This is a genomic window from Nocardia pneumoniae NBRC 100136 (genome assembly GCF_000308755.1).
GTDB classification, from domain to species: Bacteria; Actinomycetota; Actinomycetes; order Mycobacteriales; family Mycobacteriaceae; genus Nocardia; species Nocardia pneumoniae.
The window spans coordinates 214,602-231,683 of record NZ_BAGF01000084.1; the positions used below are offsets into that span (position 1 = coordinate 214,602).

The 17,082-nt window shown below is 67.6% G+C and carries 17 protein-coding genes; 9 read left to right on the forward strand and 8 right to left on the reverse strand.

Features of this window, described 5'->3' with window-relative positions; genetic code table 11:
• Positions 1–58 precede the first annotated feature (58 nt).
• Entirely contained in the window at positions 59–1,396 is a 1,338-nt protein-coding gene (locus ON34_RS27820; RefSeq protein WP_040784913.1) for a WS/DGAT/MGAT family O-acyltransferase, read from the forward strand.
• A 217-nt stretch (positions 1,397–1,613) separates the two neighbouring features.
• Positions 1,614–2,738 (forward strand): NAD(P)H-dependent flavin oxidoreductase, encoded by a 1,125-nt coding sequence (locus tag ON34_RS27825; protein WP_040784914.1) that lies wholly within the window; start codon positions 1,614–1,616, stop codon positions 2,736–2,738.
• Between the two features lie 311 nt (positions 2,739–3,049).
• On the opposite strand, the gene ON34_RS27830 is transcribed toward ON34_RS27825, so the two are convergent.
• Positions 3,050–3,826, reverse strand: a complete 777-nt coding sequence (locus tag ON34_RS27830) for a GntR family transcriptional regulator (RefSeq protein WP_040784915.1) — start codon at positions 3,824–3,826, stop codon at positions 3,050–3,052.
• Between the two features lie 240 nt (positions 3,827–4,066).
• Between ON34_RS27830 and ON34_RS27835 the strand changes: the two genes are divergently transcribed.
• Entirely contained in the window at positions 4,067–5,407 is a 1,341-nt protein-coding gene (locus ON34_RS27835) for an ABC1 kinase family protein (protein WP_051023241.1), read from the forward strand.
• A 4-nt stretch (positions 5,408–5,411) separates the two neighbouring features.
• Here the strand turns inward: ON34_RS27835 and ON34_RS27840 are convergent, their stop codons facing one another.
• Positions 5,412–6,011, reverse strand: a complete 600-nt coding sequence (locus ON34_RS27840) for a DUF459 domain-containing protein (RefSeq protein ID WP_040784917.1) — start codon at positions 6,009–6,011, stop codon at positions 5,412–5,414.
• A 152-nt stretch (positions 6,012–6,163) separates the two neighbouring features.
• Here ON34_RS27840 and ON34_RS27845 point away from each other — a divergent pair, with 152 nt between their 5' ends.
• Together ON34_RS27845 and ON34_RS27850 are read left to right on the forward strand one after the other, a co-directional pair.
• On the forward strand, positions 6,164–6,949 hold the full coding sequence (locus ON34_RS27845; RefSeq protein WP_051023207.1) for a 2OG-Fe(II) oxygenase: 786 nt from the start codon (positions 6,164–6,166) through the stop codon (positions 6,947–6,949).
• On the forward strand, positions 6,936–7,718 hold the full coding sequence (locus ON34_RS27850; RefSeq protein WP_245548224.1) for an SDR family NAD(P)-dependent oxidoreductase: 783 nt from the start codon (positions 6,936–6,938) through the stop codon (positions 7,716–7,718). The genes ON34_RS27845 and ON34_RS27850 overlap by 14 nt, the downstream gene beginning before the upstream one ends.
• 4 nt (positions 7,719–7,722) lie before the next feature.
• Here ON34_RS27850 and ON34_RS27855 read toward each other — a convergent pair whose 3' ends face one another.
• On the reverse strand, positions 7,723–8,580 hold the full coding sequence (locus ON34_RS27855; RefSeq protein ID WP_245548225.1) for an SDR family NAD(P)-dependent oxidoreductase: 858 nt from the start codon (positions 8,578–8,580) through the stop codon (positions 7,723–7,725).
• A gap of 20 nt (positions 8,581–8,600) precedes the next feature.
• Positions 8,601–9,500 carry a polysaccharide deacetylase family protein gene (locus ON34_RS27860; RefSeq protein WP_040784919.1) on the reverse strand — a complete coding sequence of 300 codons (900 nt, stop codon included), beginning with the start codon at positions 9,498–9,500 and terminating at the stop codon, positions 8,601–8,603.
• A gap of 463 nt (positions 9,501–9,963) precedes the next feature.
• On the opposite strand from ON34_RS27860, the gene ON34_RS27865 reads away from it, so the two are divergent.
• Positions 9,964–12,285, forward strand: a complete 2,322-nt coding sequence (locus tag ON34_RS27865) for a lysylphosphatidylglycerol synthase transmembrane domain-containing protein (protein WP_051023242.1) — start codon at positions 9,964–9,966, stop codon at positions 12,283–12,285.
• Between the two features lie 65 nt (positions 12,286–12,350).
• Here ON34_RS27865 and ON34_RS27870 read toward each other — a convergent pair whose 3' ends face one another.
• Positions 12,351–13,037, reverse strand: a complete 687-nt coding sequence (locus ON34_RS27870; RefSeq protein WP_063821747.1) for a class I SAM-dependent methyltransferase — start codon at positions 13,035–13,037, stop codon at positions 12,351–12,353.
• 98 nt (positions 13,038–13,135) lie between these two features.
• Here ON34_RS27870 and ON34_RS33855 point away from each other — a divergent pair, with 98 nt between their 5' ends.
• The 3 genes from ON34_RS33855 (at position 13,136) to ON34_RS27890 (ending at position 15,408) form a co-directional block, all read left to right on the forward strand.
• On the forward strand, positions 13,136–13,756 hold the full coding sequence (locus ON34_RS33855; protein WP_051023211.1) for a TetR/AcrR family transcriptional regulator: 621 nt from the start codon (positions 13,136–13,138) through the stop codon (positions 13,754–13,756).
• Between the two features lie 51 nt (positions 13,757–13,807).
• The gene (locus tag ON34_RS36365) at positions 13,808–14,662 is read left to right on the forward strand and encodes a hypothetical protein (protein WP_157172446.1); all 855 of its coding nucleotides are present in this window, start codon (positions 13,808–13,810) and stop codon (positions 14,660–14,662) included.
• A 266-nt stretch (positions 14,663–14,928) separates the two neighbouring features.
• The gene (locus ON34_RS27890) at positions 14,929–15,408 is read left to right on the forward strand and encodes a hypothetical protein (RefSeq protein ID WP_157172447.1); all 480 of its coding nucleotides are present in this window, start codon (positions 14,929–14,931) and stop codon (positions 15,406–15,408) included.
• Between the two features lie 198 nt (positions 15,409–15,606).
• On the opposite strand, the gene ON34_RS27895 is transcribed toward ON34_RS27890, so the two are convergent.
• The 3 genes from ON34_RS27895 to ON34_RS27905 all read right to left on the reverse strand — a co-directional run bounded on the left by ON34_RS27895 (position 15,607) and on the right by ON34_RS27905 (position 17,077).
• Positions 15,607–15,801: a hypothetical protein gene (locus tag ON34_RS27895; protein ID WP_040784928.1), complete on the reverse strand. Its 195-nt coding sequence runs from the start codon at positions 15,799–15,801 to the stop codon at positions 15,607–15,609.
• 35 nt (positions 15,802–15,836) lie between these two features.
• Entirely contained in the window at positions 15,837–16,013 is a 177-nt protein-coding gene (locus ON34_RS36370) for a hypothetical protein (protein WP_157172448.1), read from the reverse strand.
• A 473-nt stretch (positions 16,014–16,486) separates the two neighbouring features.
• Complete coding sequence (locus ON34_RS27905; RefSeq protein ID WP_040784932.1) at positions 16,487–17,077, reverse strand: RBBP9/YdeN family alpha/beta hydrolase; 591 nt, start codon at positions 17,075–17,077, stop codon at positions 16,487–16,489.
• Positions 17,078–17,082 lie beyond the last annotated feature (5 nt).

Sequence of the window (17,082 nt, forward strand, 5' to 3'; positions counted from 1 at the left end):
CAACGTGGTCGATCGCACATCACCAACTTTCACCACTGTCGTCAGGGGGCGACTCGTCATGGAATTCATCGCGCCGGTCGATGCGGTCTTTCTGCTCGCCGAATCCCGCGAACAGCCGATGCACGTCGGATCGCTGCAGCTGTTCGAGCCGCCGGAAGAGGCGGGCCCAGATTTCGCCGCGCAGGTTCATGAAAAGCTCTTACGTTGCACCGATATCGATCCCACCTTCCGCAAGCATCCCGCAACGGTGCTCGGCACACCGCAGTTGGCGTGGACGTACGCCGAGGACGTCGAGCTCGATTATCACGTGCGGCGGCTGGCGGTGCCCGGCCCCGGACGAATGGACCAACTCGTCGAGCTGGCATCCGGGCTGCACGGCAGCCTGCTCGACCGGCATCGCCCGCTGTGGGAGATCCATCTGATCGAGGGCCTGGCCGACGGACGGTTCGCGCTGTATTCGAAGATGCACCACGCGTTGATCGATGGCGTTTCGGCACAACGCCTTTTGCGACGCACGTTGACCAGCGACCCGTCCTCCACGGCGGCGCCGGTGCCGTGGCATCTGCCCAGGGCACGACGTAGGGCCGAGCCATCCGGTGTGCGCGCCGCGACGCGAAACCTCTTCTCCGCCGCCATATCCGGCGTTTCGCTGCTGCGTGCCGCCCGGGAAGCCCTGCTGCGGCAGCAGCCTTTCGCGGCGCCGCGCACGATGTTCAATGTGCCGATCGGCGGCGCGCGCCGTTCGGTGGTGCGGTCCTGGCCGTTGGAGCGGTTGCAGCAGGTGAAGAAGGCGACCGGTTCGACGCTCAACGATGTGGTGCTGGCCATGTCGGCGGGCGCGCTGCGCCGCTATCTGCTCGAACGGAACGCTTTGCCGGACAAGCCGTTGATCGCGATGGTGCCGGTGTCGCTGCGTTCGGAGGACGACAACGAGACCAACGGGGTGAAGGTCGGTGCGGCCCTGTGCAATCTCGCCACCGATCTCGCCGATCCGCTGGAGCGGCTGCGCGTGGTCAGCGCGTCGATGCACGACAGCAAAGAGGTCTACCGCGCGCTGTCGTGCAATCAGACGATGGCGCTGTCGGCGTTGATGCTCAGTCCGCTGGCCCTCAATCTCGTGCCCGCGCTGATCCCGTGGACCAATCCGACGTTCAACATCGTCATCTCCAACGTGCCGGGTCCGCGTGAACCCATGTACTGGAACGGGGCGCGTCTCGATGCGGGTTACCCGCTGTCGATCCCGTTCGACGGGCAGGCGGTGAACATCACGCTGACCTCCAACGCGGGCAACCTCGATTTCGGCCTGGTGGGCTGCCGCCGCAGCGTGCCGCAGCTGCACCGGCTGCTCGATCACCTGGAGGACTCGCTGGCCGAACTCGAGCTGGCCGCGGACTGACGCGGCGGGACTCCCCCCGAAAACTAGAACGTGTTACTGTCGATGCATGGTGGGCGGGCCTGTCGATGACGCCGCGGCCGCTTCATGGCGATATTCGCGGTTTGCGGCGGCATCGACGCGCTGGCTGCCTGCCGGACCGCGCGACAATTATGTAACTCGTTCTATGACATCTGCGCCGCGCCGTTCGCGGCGGAGCAGTTAGGGAGACCAGCACGCCATGCGTACCGAAATCTGCGAACGGCTCGGGATCGAATTCCCCATCTTCGCCTTCACCCACTGCCGCGACGTGGCGGCCGCGGTCAGCAACGCCGGTGGGCTCGGCGTGCTGGGTGCGGTCGGCTTCACCGCCGAGCAGTTGGAGGTCGAGCTGGCTTGGCTCGACGAGCACGTGCAGGGCGTCTACGGCGTCGACCTGGTGATTCCGTCCAAGTACGAGGGCAAGGGAATCGACGGCCTCACCCCCGAGCAGCTGGAAGCGAAACTGGCCGAGCTGGTCCCGCAGGGTCATCGCGACTTCGCCGAGAAGATCCTCGCCGACCACGGCGTGCCCAAGCTGCCCGACGGCGAGCACCACAACCAGCTGCTCGGCTGGACCGCCACCACCGCGGGCCCGCAGGTGGAGGTGATCCTGCGGCATCCGAAGGCGAAGCTGGTCGCCAACGCGCTCGGCACCCCGCCCGAGGACGTGATCAAGCAGGTGCAGGACTCCGGCCGGTTGATCGGCGCGCTGTGCGGCTCGGTCAAGCACGCGCTCAACCACAAGAAGGCGGGTCTGGATTTCGTGGTCTGCCAGGGCACCGAGGGCGGCGGCCACTGCGGTGAGGTCTCCTCGCTGGTGCTGTGGCCGCAGGTGATCGACGCGGTCGGCGACCTGCCGGTGCTCGCCGCGGGCGGCATCGGGAACGGCCGCCAGGTCGCCGCGGCCATGGCGATGGGCGCCGCGGGCGCGTGGACCGGCTCGGTGTGGCTGACCGTCGAGGAGGCCAACGTGCCGCCCGCGCAGATGCAGACCTACCTCGACGCCACCAGCCACGACACCGTGCGGTCGCGCGCCTGGACCGGCAAGCCCGCCCGTATGCTGCGCAACGACTGGACCGAGGCGTGGGAGCGGGCCGACACCCCCGATCCGCTGCCGATGCCGCTGCAGATGATGGTGGCCCTGGACGGCGTGAAGCGTGGCCACCGATACCCCGAGGCCGCCAAGGACGTCAACTTCAACCCGGTCGGGCAGATCGTCGGCATGATGAACCGGGTGGAGCGCTCCGCCGACGTGGTGAACCGGCTGATCGAGGAGTACGTGGAGGCGTGCGAACGTCTCAACAAGATCAACGGCGGCCTCTGAGTCGTCGGAGAGCTCTCGGCGGAGCGGAGCGGATCGGGCGACGTTCGCAGCGTGGCTGCGCGGCCGCCCGATCGGTCCGACGGCAGGACCCGCCTGCGGACACGTCGACCGGCGGGTCCGCGCCGGAATCTGGCGCTCGGCCGGTCGCCGGGGGCCGACTGCCGATGGGGCAGTTACAAGCCGACTGCCTCAGACAGACTTGGCTCATTTCCGGCCTGCATGCCGCCACGGAATACGCCGTATCGAGTATCGCCTCGGCGCGTGAACCATTCGCGTCCGAGACGGACTGTGCAGTGTACGAACGACAGCGGCTATGCCGTGGCGGCGCGCATTTCGTCGACACCCGATTCGACCCCGCCCACCAGTTCCTCGAACCGCGCGATGACCTTCTCGTGGTACATGCCGAACAGATCCTCGAACAGCGCCAGCTGCGCCTCGCTCGGCCCGGAGCCGGAATCCCACACCGCGGCAAGCGCCCGCCAGACCAGTACGTGCAAGTCGGGCGCGCCCGCGAAGTACGCCTCGACCGCCTCGGGGACCTCGAGCACCATCTCGCCGATCGAGTTCAGGATCGCGCGCTGCATGGTGAGACCGAGCGCGGTCAGCATCCTGCGCACCAGCGCGACTTCGATGGTCAGAAGCTGCCGCAGGTCCGGAACGTCCTGCCGGGCAATCGTTTCGAGTTCGTCGATCGAGGCCTTCCACTCGGCCGTGTCGATCTCCTGCTCACCACTGGTGAAGGCGAGCAGCGCCTCGAACACCAGGTTGCGCTCCACGTCCACGATGTCGCGGAACATCTCGATCGCGATGTCGGGCATGGGAATCGAGAAGCGGAACAGCTGGCGGTACACATCGACGCCGCCGCACTCCCGGACGTCCCGAATGGTGAATCCCTTGCCGCGCCGAGCTTCGACGAAACCGTACGACTCCAGCCGACCCAGCGTCAGCTGCGCCGTCGCGCGGTTCATGTCGAATTCCTCGGCGACCTGACGCACCGACGGCATGAGATCCCCCGGTTGATATTCACCCGCGGCAACCCGGCGCGCCAGCTCGTCGGCAACGTCGGCGACCACCGTCTGGGATCCCATCGAAGTCACCTTTCGACTACTTTCGAATACGTCCCAGACAGTCTAGGCCCTACTGTGCGGTACTGCACCTGTGTCACACTTGTCCGCGCAACTGTGAGGTGAGTCATGACCATCCGGCCCATCGGTGAACGCCCCGAGGAGCGCTTCACAGGCAAGCGATCTCGGCTCTTCGCGTCGCGATCCTCCGATAAACCTCCAGTTCACAGCGCAATTCGCGGTGCCAAGCTCGCGGCGCTCCCGGTGGCGTTCGCCGGACGACATGCCGCGGGCGCGGGTAAACGCGCATTCGGAAAATCGGCTGAAGAAGTCAATCGCGACATCCAGCTCCGCACCGCGCAGCACATTTTCGAAGTGCTCGGCGAGCTGAAAGGCTGCGCGGCGAAACTCGGGCAACTGCTGGCCATCTACGAGCTGGCGCTGCCGCAGGAGCTCGCCGAGCCGTACCGGATCGCGCTCAGCAGGCTGCAGGACGCCGCGCCCGCCATGCTGCCGCACACCGTGCACGCCGCGATGGCGGCCAGCATGGGCGAGCAGTGGCGGTCGCGATTCCGCGAGTTCGACGACCGGCGCGCCGCCGCGGCCTCGCTCGGACAGGTGCATCGCGCGGTCTGGCACGACGGCAGGCAGGTCGCGGTCAAGGTGATGTATCCCGGCGGCAGGCAGGCGGTGGCGGGCGATCTGGAGCAGCTGCGCCGGACCTCCTATCTCGCAGCGGTATTCATGCCCGGCGCGGACGTCAAGTCGGTGACCGAGGCAATCTGCGCATCGATCACCGACGAACTGGACTATGCGGCCGAGGCGGACCACCAAAGGGTTTTCGCCGCCGCCTATGCCGACGACCCGGAGTTCCACGTGCCGAACGTTGTCGCGCAACACGGTGACGTGCTGATCAGCGAATGGATCGCGGGCACGCCGGTGCAGCGGATCATTGCCTCCGGGTCGCGGGCCGAGCGAGACCGGGTCGGCATGCTCATGGTCCGCTTCGTCACCTCGGGCTGGGGTCGGCACGGCCTGCTGTACGCCGATCCGCATCCGGGGAACTTCCGGGTGCTGCCCGACGGCCGGCTCGGCGTGGTGGATTTCGGCGCCTGCTGCGCTTGGCCGCCCGCGGGTTTCGCCGAGCTGACCCTCGATTACTGCAAGGCGATCTTCACCGGCGGTCCCGAGGACCTGGCGGCCGCCACACGCAGGCACGGATTCGTGCAAACCGGGCGGGTCTTCGACAGCGCGGCGCTCTACGCCGCGATCAGTCCGTGTGGCGAGCCGCTGCGGCACTCGACCTATCGGCTGACCACGCGCTGGTTGCGCCGTCAGGTGCTGCGCACCACGAACCCCCGCTTGTCGAACGTGCTCCGGCAGACGACCATGCCTGCCTACTGCACTCCCTTCGCCCGCTCGTTCCTCACTCTGGTCGGCGTGCTCGGCCAGTTGGAGACCGAGGGCAGCTACCGCGACGAAATCCTGCGCTGGCTGCCGGAATTGGCCGAGGCATTCAGCTCCGACGAGGAGCGCGCCGGTGCTGCACGGCCGGTGGATCTGGACGCGGCGCGCAGGCGGCGGTCCGCGGCGTCCTCGCGCTGATCGGTCAGCGGGACAACCACTCCCGCCACGGCGGCGCGATCAGGGCGGCGATCTCGTCGTAGCCCGCCGCCCCCGGATGCGCGCCGTCGCCCGACCGGACCTCGGCGGCCCACACCGCGTTGTCGCACAGCGGCTGATGCACGCCCACGTAGGGCACGCCCGACGCCGCACAGGTCTGTGCGAACCGCGCGTCGAGGGCAGCGGTGCGGGCATTGTGTTCGGCGTCCGCGATCGGCGGCGGCGCGACCACCAGCACCGGCCAGCGTCGCTCGGCGGCCTGCCCGAGCAGACGTTCCAGATTGGCCACCGACTGCGCGGGCGGCACTCGTGGACCGCCGTTCTCGTCCATGGCGTCGTTGACGCCGAACGACAGGACCACTCTGGCGTCCACGCCCTCGGGCAGCCGCGGGGCACACTCGATCAGCCAGCGGTCCAGGATCTCGGTGGAGGTCTGCCTGCGCACGCCCAGGTTGTACGCGGTCAGCGGCACCCCCTCCGCGTGCGCCGCGGCTGCGAGCCGCCCTGCCCAGCCCAGGCAGCGTTCGTCGCCGACACCGGCGACGAAGGAGTCCCCGACGAAACACACACGCAGATCACGACTCATCCCGCCGATCCTGGCAGGGCCGAGACTCGGCCGTGCAACGGGTGCGGGCAATATGCGGCTGCCTCGCCTTCGCTCGGCCCGGCGCGGGCTGAGGACGGACTCCGTCCGGCTGCGCCCCTTATGATCGCGGATGGTCAGACCGGGAGGGAGTGATGGTGACAACCGAGTCGGGGCTCGCGGTTCCGCAGTGGTTCGCGCAGTTGTTCGCCCATCGGCGCTGGGTCCGGCGCAGCCAACCGTTTCCGCACGTGTACGCCCGCGATGTCTTCGTTCCGGAGTTCTATCAGCGATTGACCGGCGAACTGGACCGGGTTCGCCGCGAGCGTCCTGAGCTGTTCGGTTCGGTCGCCGACGGCTACAGCGCGGACGGCATTCGCCTGGCCGACCTGCGCGATGGGCCGCTGGCGATATTCAGCTCGCGGGAGTGGCACGACTTGGTCGCCCGGGTCGGCGGCGTCGAGGCGACCGGCGATGTCGAGGGATCGGTGCACCATCACGGTCCCGGCAGTCCGTTCGGCTGGCCGCACAACGACTTCAACCCGGCTTGGTTCCAGGGACCGCCTCCTGGTCCCGGCGAGGTACGGCTGCCCGACGGGACGGTGGACACCAAGACCGGGGCACGCGCGCCTGGCGTCGTCGCCCGGGAAACCGTGCGTGCCGTAGCGGTGCTGTTCTATCTGGGCAATCCGGGGTGGGAGCCCGGCGACGGCGGCGAGACCGCGCTATACGACCACGTTGCCGACGACGCCACGCTCCCTTCGGTGACCCTCGTTCCGCCGCTGGACAATTCGCTGATCCTGTTCGAGGTCACGCCGCGTAGCTGGCACACCTTCGCGGGCAACAACGCCAACGACCGCAACAGCGTGGTGATGTGGGTGCATCGCACCAAGGCGGATGCCGAACGGCGCTGGGGAGGAGACAAGATTGTCCACTGGTGAACGCCGCGTCTGCCTGCTCACCGGCGCGAGCGGTACGCTCGGCGACGCCTTCTGCCGCGCCTACTACCGCGACTACGACATCGTCGCCGTGTGCCGCACGCGGACGCCCGCCGCGCCGTCCCAACTGGAGTGGTATGTCGATCCGCTGGCGCCGGACGCAGTGGTGCCGGAGAACGATTCGCGCATTTTCGTGGTTCGGTCGGATCTGACGCAGCAGGGTGAGGTGGAGCGGGTCGTCGACCTGGCGCTGGCCCGGTTCGGGCACGTCGACCTGCTGGTGAACAACGCGGCGCACATGCGGTCGCACCCGCGCGGCATCGTCGACGGAGACGCGGCACTGGAAGACTTCGATCGCCATTTCGCACTGAATGTGGCTGTGCCGCTGCGTCTTTCGGCGCGCGTGGCGCAGCGCTGCTGGTTGCACGCCGGTGCGGAGAACCGCGCCCGCAACCGCAACATCGTCAACGTCTCGAGCATCTCCGGATCGGAGGTGTACCCGGGACAGACACTGTATTCGGCGTCGAAAGCCGCGTTGAATCAACTGACTCGCAATATCGCCGCCGAGTTCGCCGAGTTCGGTGTGCGCGCCAACGCCATCGCGCCCAACAGTTTTCCCGCGCTCGTGCCCACCGAGCAGGTCGCTCGGGCGATCGTCGAGCTCGACGCGAGCGACCGGTCTGGTGCGGTGTACGGCGTGGGCGTCGGGCTGGACCAGGTGGACGAGCCGGAGGGCGTCGACTCCCTCCGGCTCGCCGACGCCGAACCGTGAGCCGCTATTCCGTGGTCGCGATGCCGGTGGCCTGCTCGGACAGCGTCCACAATCGCTGTGCGAGATCGGCGTCGATCGCCTGCTTGTTGCTCGGCGGCTCCAGCTTGAAGCGGTGGAAGTACTGCCCGTTGATCGCCTCGCCGTCGGCGGTGGTGGCCAGGTGCACCAGGGGCTCGGCGCCCTTGTCGGGGCGGATGAAGAACGGGCGCGACAGCGGGGACCGGATGAACCAGCCGAGACCGAGCGGGGCGTTGTCGTAGACGTGGGTGGCGACCGCCCCGGGGTGGAAGGCCGCGGTGGTGAGGCCGGTGCCCGCGGTGCGGCGGGCCAGTTCCCTGGTGAACAGGATGTTCGCCAGCTTCGACGCGCCGTACGCGCCGAGTTGGTTGAACGAACCGGTCGGCGCGTTGACCGTGTCCAGGTCCAGCTTGGCCATCCGGTAGGTCATGCTCGAGGTGTTGACCACCCTGGCCCGCGACTGGGTCAGGCGCTCCAGCAGGAGGTTGGTCAGCAGGAACGACGCCAGGTGGTTGACTTGGAAGGTCAGCTCGTTGCCGTCGTCGGTGACGGTGCGCTTGGGCCAGGCGCCGCCCGCGTTGTTGGCCAGCACATCGATGCGCTGATACCGGTCGAGCAGCTGATCGGCCAGCTTGCGCACGTCGTCGAGCCGGGCGAAGTCGGCGACGAACGGCTGCGCGCCCACGCTCGCCGCCACCTCCGCGGTGCGTTCCGGCGAACGGCCCACCACCGCGACGGTGGCGCCGCGGTCCGCGAGCCGCTGCGCCGCCGCGGCGCCGATGCCGGAGCTCGCGCCGGTCACCACCACCGTCTTTCCGGTCAGATCCTTGTCCTGCACTGCCATTCCCGCCTCCCGAGCATCGGCTATGTGACCCGATCGTCTTCGGATCGCGCCGATTCGGCAAGTGCCGACGCGCCCGCGTAGTGCTCGGCAATTTCGTCGCTAGTTGTCAGCCACACCCCGGGATGCGTCGCCACGTACTCGAGCGCTTGGTCGAGGTATTTGATCCGGAACGCCTGACCGATCACGAACGGGTGCAGGGCGAGCGCCATCACGCGGCCGCTGTCGGCCGACTCGGCGTAGAGCTGGTCGAGTTGATCACGAACGATCCGCACGAATTCGGGACCGCTGGTGGCCTTGCCGAGGAACAAGGTGTTGTCGTTGAGCTCCACGGAGTAGGGGACGCTGAGCACGCCGGGCACGGACAGGCGATACGGCTGATCGTCGTTGGTCCAGTCCAGCACATAGTCGAGGCCGAGTTCGGCGAGCAGTCGCGGCGTCTGGAAGGTCTCGGTGAGCGCCGGGCCCATCCAGCCGCGCGGCCTGCGGCCGGTCGCTCGTTCGATGGTCGCGACGACGTCGGCGAGATAGGCGCGCTCCTCGTCCACCGACATGTCCGCCTGGAAGATCGAGTTGTTCTTCCCGTGCGCCAGCCATGCCCAGTCACGCCGCAGCCCTGCGGCGATGATCTGCGGATTGCGGGCGGCGACATCGGAGTTGAGCAGCGCGCTGGCCCGGACGCCGTGCCGGTCGAGCACCTCGATCACCCGCCAGATGCCGACTCGCGGCCCGTAATCGCGCCAGCCGTAGTTCAGCGGATCGGGCGCCAGCCCGGCGGTGCCGGGAAAGATGCTCGTGCTGGGCCGGTCCACCTGGTAGTGCTCGACGTTGAGACCGACATAGAACGCCACCCTGGCCCCGCCGGGCCAGTGCAGCGGCGCGCGCTCGACGATCGGGCTGTAGTCGAAGAGTTCGTTGTCCATGCCCACATGCTCGAACTTGACACCAATGTGAAGATCAACCCCGGATGCGAGTGATGTAGGGCACAGTGGGTTGCGGAACATCACCCCACCACCGGATATCAAGAACATCGCCACGTGCGCTGGGCAGTATCGTGCAGCGAACACAACAACTCATAACAACTGAGAACGCAACAACTGATCTCGTACGCACATGGGTAACTCGCCGGGCACGCCCAGAACTCGAGCGGCACCCAACGCAGGACCTGAACGCACATCCTGCGCCCCCGACTAGTACGGCCTCGAGACCCGGAGAGGCGGAGGAGCACAGCACATGGGTAACTCGTCGGGTACGCCCAGAACTCGAGCGGCACCCAGCGCAGGATCGGTACGCGAGTCCCGTGTCACCCGACTGGTGCGGCCCGCGTACTCGGAGAAGCGGAGGAGCGGGCGCGAGATCCCGGTCACGGGGAGCCTGCTACAGCCGATGGTGCGGCGGACGAGCGACATCGTCCGGGTGGTCCTCGCGATGCTGGGGGTGGCGATCGTCGTCGCGGCATCGCTGATCACCCGGCCGGAATGGCTGGCGCTGGAGCGTTCGGTATCCAACATCGTCGGCTTCCTGAATCCCGCCCAGTCGAATCTGGTGTATCTGGTCTACGGCATGGCGATCCTGGCCTTGCCGTTCGCGATCCTGATCGAGCTGATCATCGGCAGGCAGTGGAAGCTACTGGCGGGCTATGCCGCGGCGGGAGTGGTCGCCGGACTGCTGCTGTCCATCACCGGCACGGGGCTGTCCGCGCCGAAATGGCACCTCCAGGTGCCGGACCGGTTGGACACGTTCCTGTCCCAGTTCCTGGACGATCCGCGCTGGATCGCGATGATCGCCGCGGTGCTCACCGTGTCCAGTCCCTGGCTGCCCGTTCGGCCGCGTCGCTGGCTGTGGTTCCTGCTGCTCGCCTTCGCGCCGATCCATCTGGTGGTCAGCACCGTGGTCCCGGCGCGGGCGATGTTCGGGCTCGCGGTCGGCTGGCTGGTCGGCGCGGTGATCGTGCTCGTGGTCGGCACGCCCGCGCTCGAGGTTCCGCTCGACGCCGCCGTCCGGGTGCTCGCCAGGCGCGGCCACGCCGTCACCGGGTTCACCGTGGTGCATCCGGCCGGTCGCGGGCCGCTGGTGCTGGCCGCCGCCGTCGAGGGCCCCGAGCGCGAGCTGATCGTCGAGATGTTCGGCAAGAACCAGCGCAGCTTCGGCGCGCTGCGGCAGGTGTGGCGCTGGCTCACCTTCCGCAGCAGCGAGACCGCGGCCATGCACGGTTCCATGCACCGCGCGGTCGAGCATCGCGCGCTGATGGCGATCGCCGTCGGTGACCTCGGTCTGGCCAGCTGCACTCCGGTCGCGGTCGCCGCGCTCTCCCGCGGCTGGATGCTGTTCGCGCACACTCAGCCGCGGGGTAAGCCGATCACCGAGGCGACCGACGAGGTGCTGCCCGGTCTGTGGCAGGCACTCGACACCCTGCACGGGAAGCAGATCTCGCACGGGGATCTGCGACCGATCGACATCCGCGTCATCGACGGAGCGACAAGTTTCGGCGGCTTCGGCAACGCCGAGTTCGGGGCGTCGGACGCGCAGTTGCAGTCGGATATCGCCCAATTGCTGGTGACCACCACCGCGGTCTTCGGCAAGGAGCCCGCGGTGCGCGCGGCCATCGGCGCGCTCGGTGAGCCGAGGGTGCTCGCCGCGGCGAGCCGGTTGACCAAGTCGGCCATACCCACCGGGATTCGCAAGTCGGTCCCGGACTGGAAACGCGCGCTGTCCGAGGCCAAGGAGGAGGTGCGCAAGCAGACCGGGCAGGACCGGATCGAAGCCGAGCAGATCACCCGGTTCTCCCGCAACCAGATCATCCAGCTGGTGCTGCTGATCGGGCTGGTGTATGTCGCGTATCCGTTCATCAGCGCGGTGCCGACCTTCTTCACCCAGCTGCGAACGGCCAACTGGTGGTGGGCGCTGCTCGGACTCGCGGTCTCGGCGCTGACCTACATCGGCGCGGCGGCGGCGCTGTGGGCCTGTGCGTCCGGTGCGGTGAGCTTCCGGAATCTGGTGATCATGCAGATCGCCAACACCTTCGCCGCGACGACGACGCCCGCGCGCGTGGGCGGGCTCGCGCTGAGCGTGCGCTTCTTGCAGAAGGGCGGCATCGGTGCGGTCCGTGCGACCGCGGCGGTGGCGCTCCAGCAGGCCGTGCAAGTGATCACGCACGTGAGCCTGCTGGTCGCGTTCAGCATCGTGGCGGGCACGTCGGCGGATCTCTCGCACTTCGTCCCCGATGCCACGGTGCTGTATCTGCTCGCCGGTGTGGGCGTGGGCATCGTCGGCACCTTCATGTTCGTGCCGAAGCTGCGCCGGTGGCTGAACAACGCGGTCCGGCCGCAATTGCAGGAAGTCCTGGGCGAGCTCGCCGATCTGGCCCGCGACCCCAAGCGGTCCGCGGTGATCGTGCTCGGCTGCGCGGCGATCACCCTCGGCCTCGCGGGCGCGCTGTGGGCAAGTGTGGGGGCGTTCGGCGGCGGCACGACGTTCGTCACCGTCACCATCGTCACCATGATCGGCGGCACGCTGGCCTCGGCCGCGCCGACTCCGGGCGGTGTCGGTGCGGTCGAGGCCGCGCTGATCGGCGGTCTGGCCGCGTTCGGACTGCCCGCGAACATCGCGGTGCCCTCGGTGCTGCTGTACCGCGTGATCACCTGCTGGCTGCCGGTGTTCTGCGGCTGGGCCACCATGCGGTGGATGACCGCGAAGGACCTGATCTGAGCGGCTGACTCTGCCTTCGCCCAGCCCGGAGCAGGCTGTGGACAGAGTCCGTCCGGCACCGCCCTTTATGGCTTGGTGGCCAGCAGCACGCCGGTCGAGGGTCGCACCGCGACGAACTGCACGTCCTGGAATCCGCTGGCGCGCAGCATATCTCGATACCGGCGGATATCGACGCTCGCCACGGGATCGTCGGCGTCGTGTGCGGCATCGTGCGTACGATGCGCGGCGAAACGCGCCATGACGCGCACGACCGCGGAAAGGACCGGGCCGGTCGGGTCGGTGTCGGCGAGCAACAGCCTGCCACCGGGTCGCAGCACCCGGAACATCTCGTCGAGGGCGCTGGAGCGATGCGCCGCGGGGATGTGGTGCATGGCGAAAGTCGAGGTCACCAGGTCCGCGGATGCGTCGGGCAGCGGAAGTGATTGCGCCGTACCGAGTTCGAATCGGCAGTTCGTCAGGTAGCGGGCGCGCGCGGTCGCATAGTCGATCATCCGAGGCGACGGATCCACGCCGGTGACCTGCCCGGCGGTGCGAGCCAGTACGCGAACCAGATCGCCTGGGCCGCAACCGATATCGACGACGTCCGCGCCGGGGAGCGGCCGGGCCAGCTCGGCCAGGCGCTCGTTCAGGCGGCCGCCGCGGCCGAGCAGGAACGCGGCCTTGAACGCCCGGTAGCGGCGCGGCTGGGTGAGCAGCACGCCGATGTCGTCGTCGTGCTGAGGGATGGCAGACTTGGGTTCGTTTCGGGTCATATGTTCAGGATCGGTGGACGTCACGGTGCCGACCAGGGGCAATGTGGCGGAAACCATCCGCAACCGGACACCTACGGAAGATTCGTTCAGGAGGCATCGTGCCGGATCGACAGGACACCGCGGACAGCGCAGATCGCCGGGTCCGGCGCACCAGGAACCTGCTGCACCGGGCGCTGATCGAGCTCATGCTCGAACGCGGCTACGACCGGATCACCGTCCGGGACATCTTGGACCGCGCCGATGTCGGGCGCTCGACGTTCTACGCGCACTACCGCGACAAGGACGATCTGCTCCTGCGCAGCAGCACCGATTACCTGCGCGCCGCCATGGCGGCGGCGGAGACGGACACCGGCGCCGACGAACCGCTCGCGCCGGTTCGCACCCTGTTCCGGCTGGCCGCCGACAACCCCGAGGTATATCGGGCGCTGCTCGGCCGCAAGAGCGGCACCGTGCTGTTGCGGACGACCAGGGTGATGGTCGGACAGATCCTTGCCGAGCGGCTGGAGGACCGGCTGGCGATGCCGGAGGACGAATTCACCACCACCGTGACATTCCTGTCCTGGGGCGTGGTCGGCATGCTCGGCACCATCGCCGAGCCGCATCCGCCGCTTTCGGCCGAGGAGGCCTACCAGCACTTGGTCCAGTTGGTCGGCCCCGGATTGAACAGTCGGGTCCGCAGCGAACGAACAGCATCTTTTGACGAATCCTTGCTACTCTAGGGCTAATTTCTTGACGATGCCCATACAGCCGAACTCATACGCTCGGAAATCGTGCGGCCCACCCCCTGGCAGATCAGAGAAGCTCGATATGAGCAGGCCGACTCAGCAGGCGGGACGCAGCGAAGTCGATGGAATGATGCGCGGCTGCGGGCCGTAGTCCTGGGAAAGCGGCTGCGGACCGCGTCCGACGGAAACTGGGGTCACCTGTCCGCCGCTGTCGGCTGCGTCATCACATTCGCCCTGCTGTTCCAGCCATGGCTGACCACGAACACGGGCGGAACCGACGGCACGATCCACGCTAACGCCTTCGGCCGACTCCAGGTGACCACCTTCTGGGTAGATCTCTGGGCGCGGTCCTCAGTGCCCAGCCCCAAGGCAAGCGGGGCGTGGGGCATCCTCACCAGCGTTGCGATCTGCGTTGCCGTGTGCAGTGTGGCGGCAAATTTGCTGGTCCACGCCAAGGCGCTCAGGCACCTATCGACCGCCGCAACAGTCTTCGTCGCGGTCTTCACGATCGCCACCGCGCTGTACCTCAACAGCAAAGGCGACGAACTGACGCGCGTGGTTTCCTATGGCACGGCCCGAGATCCGGGTACACAAATCGGATTGCTGCTCCGATGGGCCAGGGGCCACGACAACTATCCGGCCCCCGGATTTCTCCCGGTTTCCTACGCCACCGCCAGCCTCACCTGGTCCGCGATACTCGCCTGCGCGATCTCGCTGGCCTCGGCCATCGCCGCTGTCGCCCAGCGACTGATGGATCGCATGGCCGCCGACGACAGCGGACCCACCAACGAACCGTTGGCCAACGCCCTAGCGTGGGCCCGTCCGCGAGTGGCACACCACGGAGAGGGTTACTCGGCCGATGCCGCAGCCATGCGCCACTCGCGGGATGGGGTTCGCTAACGCGGCGAGGTTAGTGGAATGGCGGTGCGACACGCCGTCGCCAACCGCCTTTCGACTACCGTCGCGGGCCGCCTTCGCCGAACAACTCGGGATCGAAGAGGCAGTCCGTCACCGGCGAGTGAAGCTGCCACCGCACGAACGGTGATACCGACCCTCAGCACGCTAGGAAGCAGGCAACGATGACGCGAATAGGCTTGGGGCGCAGACATGATTGGGCAGCACTCGCCAGCGGGATCGTCGTCCTCGGCATCCTCGAGACAGCCGTATTGCACTTCCTCGCGCACGCTTTCCTGCCGCCCGCACCGGCCCTCGCCGTCGATGCCATCGCCGCGGCCTTCACCCTGTTGGTGATCGCCGCCTTCGCCTCACCGCTGTGGGGCTCGTTCCGTCTGGACTCCACCACGCTACGACTCCGATTCGGATGGCTTGCGGCCGTCGACATTACGCTGTCGGGAATCGACACCATCCGTCCCCACAAGGCAGACATCCGCGATCCCGCGGAACTCGGCCTCGACTTCGACCGGGAATCCGCCCTGTTGACAGTAGTCCGCTCCCCGTCGTCCCCTCTGGTACGCATCGAACTGACCGCCGAGGTCGCCGCACGCACCCAGGGCTGCAAGCACGTCGGGCGCGCATCCTTCTCGTCAGCACCGACGACGCCGACATCCTGTGCCACCATGTCACCGAGGCCAGCTAGTCAGGCAATGCAGCGGCGATCGAACCGGCGGTCGCGACGGCCTTGGTGAAGGCGTCCCATTCGTTCGGTTGCCGATCCGAGATCAACGAACGCACCGAGCGAATCAGGCGACTTGCGGACCCGGCGGCCATCACCGAAATGGTGACCGCCTACCGGACCGCGATGCCGCCTTCTTCGATCGCTGCCTTACTCGACCCACGGGTCGGTCACTACACCCGTGTCATTCGGCGATGCTGGACAGCGACAGCTATGCCGACTGGCTGGCGATCAAGCACCACAAGCCGAGAACGGGGTTGGCGTCACACCACCCCCCGGCGACAGACTCGGTCGGCGCCGGTGTGAACGTTTCGAGCGGAAGGGGCTCGGCCGTGGCGGCGCCGCCGCCGACAAGGGTCGCGGCACCGATCAGAGCGCCGACGAAGATTCCACGCAGTGCGAACATCTGAAACTCCTAATACGTTGGGTGGTAGCGATTTCTCAGGGCAGCGATCTGAACGGGCGGGCCCCGACCACATTCGCGTCCGAGCAGGGGTCGCCCACATCGGTCTGGACGCGAATATTGCGCACCGCGAACACGATGCTGCCGAATGCGGCCGGGGTGCCGACATCGCAGGTCAGCTTGTGCGTGTCCGCCACCGATCGGTATTGGATCACCTGCCGACCGTAGAATTCGGTCCTCCTGAGATCCTGGTACGTCCCGGGTTCGAGCAGATCGTTGATCGTGCGATCGGACGCGCGGCTGTGGGGCCGGACTCCCAGATGTGGTGGCATCGACATCGACCCGGGTGGCTTCCGGGCGGCCGATTCACCATCGGCACGGGTCGTCGTGGGCGCGGCGGCAGTGCTCGTCGCGGAGGCGGCCCCACCCGGTGTCGACGTGGTGTCCATGGAGGTGGTCGCACGGCCTGCGAGCAGCATCACCGCGCCACACGCCACAGCTGCGACACCACGCGCGGCAGCCCTTTCGTCATCTCGGGATCCCGCTTCAGTCAGACTTTCACGCAACGGTGAGCCCGACCTGCGCGGCGACCGCCGCCGTGGTCATCACACAGAGTTGGCCCGATAATCGTTGAGCGGTAACGCTTTTCAGTCGCATGACCATCTTGTCGGGCCGCACCCACAGTCCGTTACAGCTCGGGTGGGCGACGGGCGAATTGGCCGACGGCGACAAGAACTTCAGGCAGCGAAGTGACGCCGTCCGAAGCGAGGAAGTGACCGGCTCCGGGAACCACCTGCACGCAAGTTCCGAGGAGGTCGGCAAGACGGTCGGTGTGACCGACGGGAACCAGCGGGTCGGAGTCGGACCGGATGACCGCGAGTCGACCGATGTGGTCGCTGAGCCCCTCCACATCGCAGCCGTCTCCGATGTATGCGTTCAGTTCCGGGAGCGCGGGCAGTTGGTCGACGAATCCGGACACCAGCACGAGGGTTCCGACGTGCCAGGGCTCTGGAAGTGAGCGCAGATAGCGCAGCACGGTCAGACAGCCCAGGCTGTGCGCGACGATGATCGAGTTCTCGTCGAGGGTGCCCAGCGCGGCGCGGATCGCCTCGGTCCACTGCGACCGGTCCGGCTGGTGTGGATTCGGCAGAGCCGGAACCGTGGTCGGTATGCCGACCGCGTCGAGTTGCCCGGCCAGCCAACCGAACCAGTGATCCTCGGGCGACGCGGAGTAACCGTGGATGATCGAGGCCCGCCTCTGGGTTGTTCGAGTTGTCATACGGC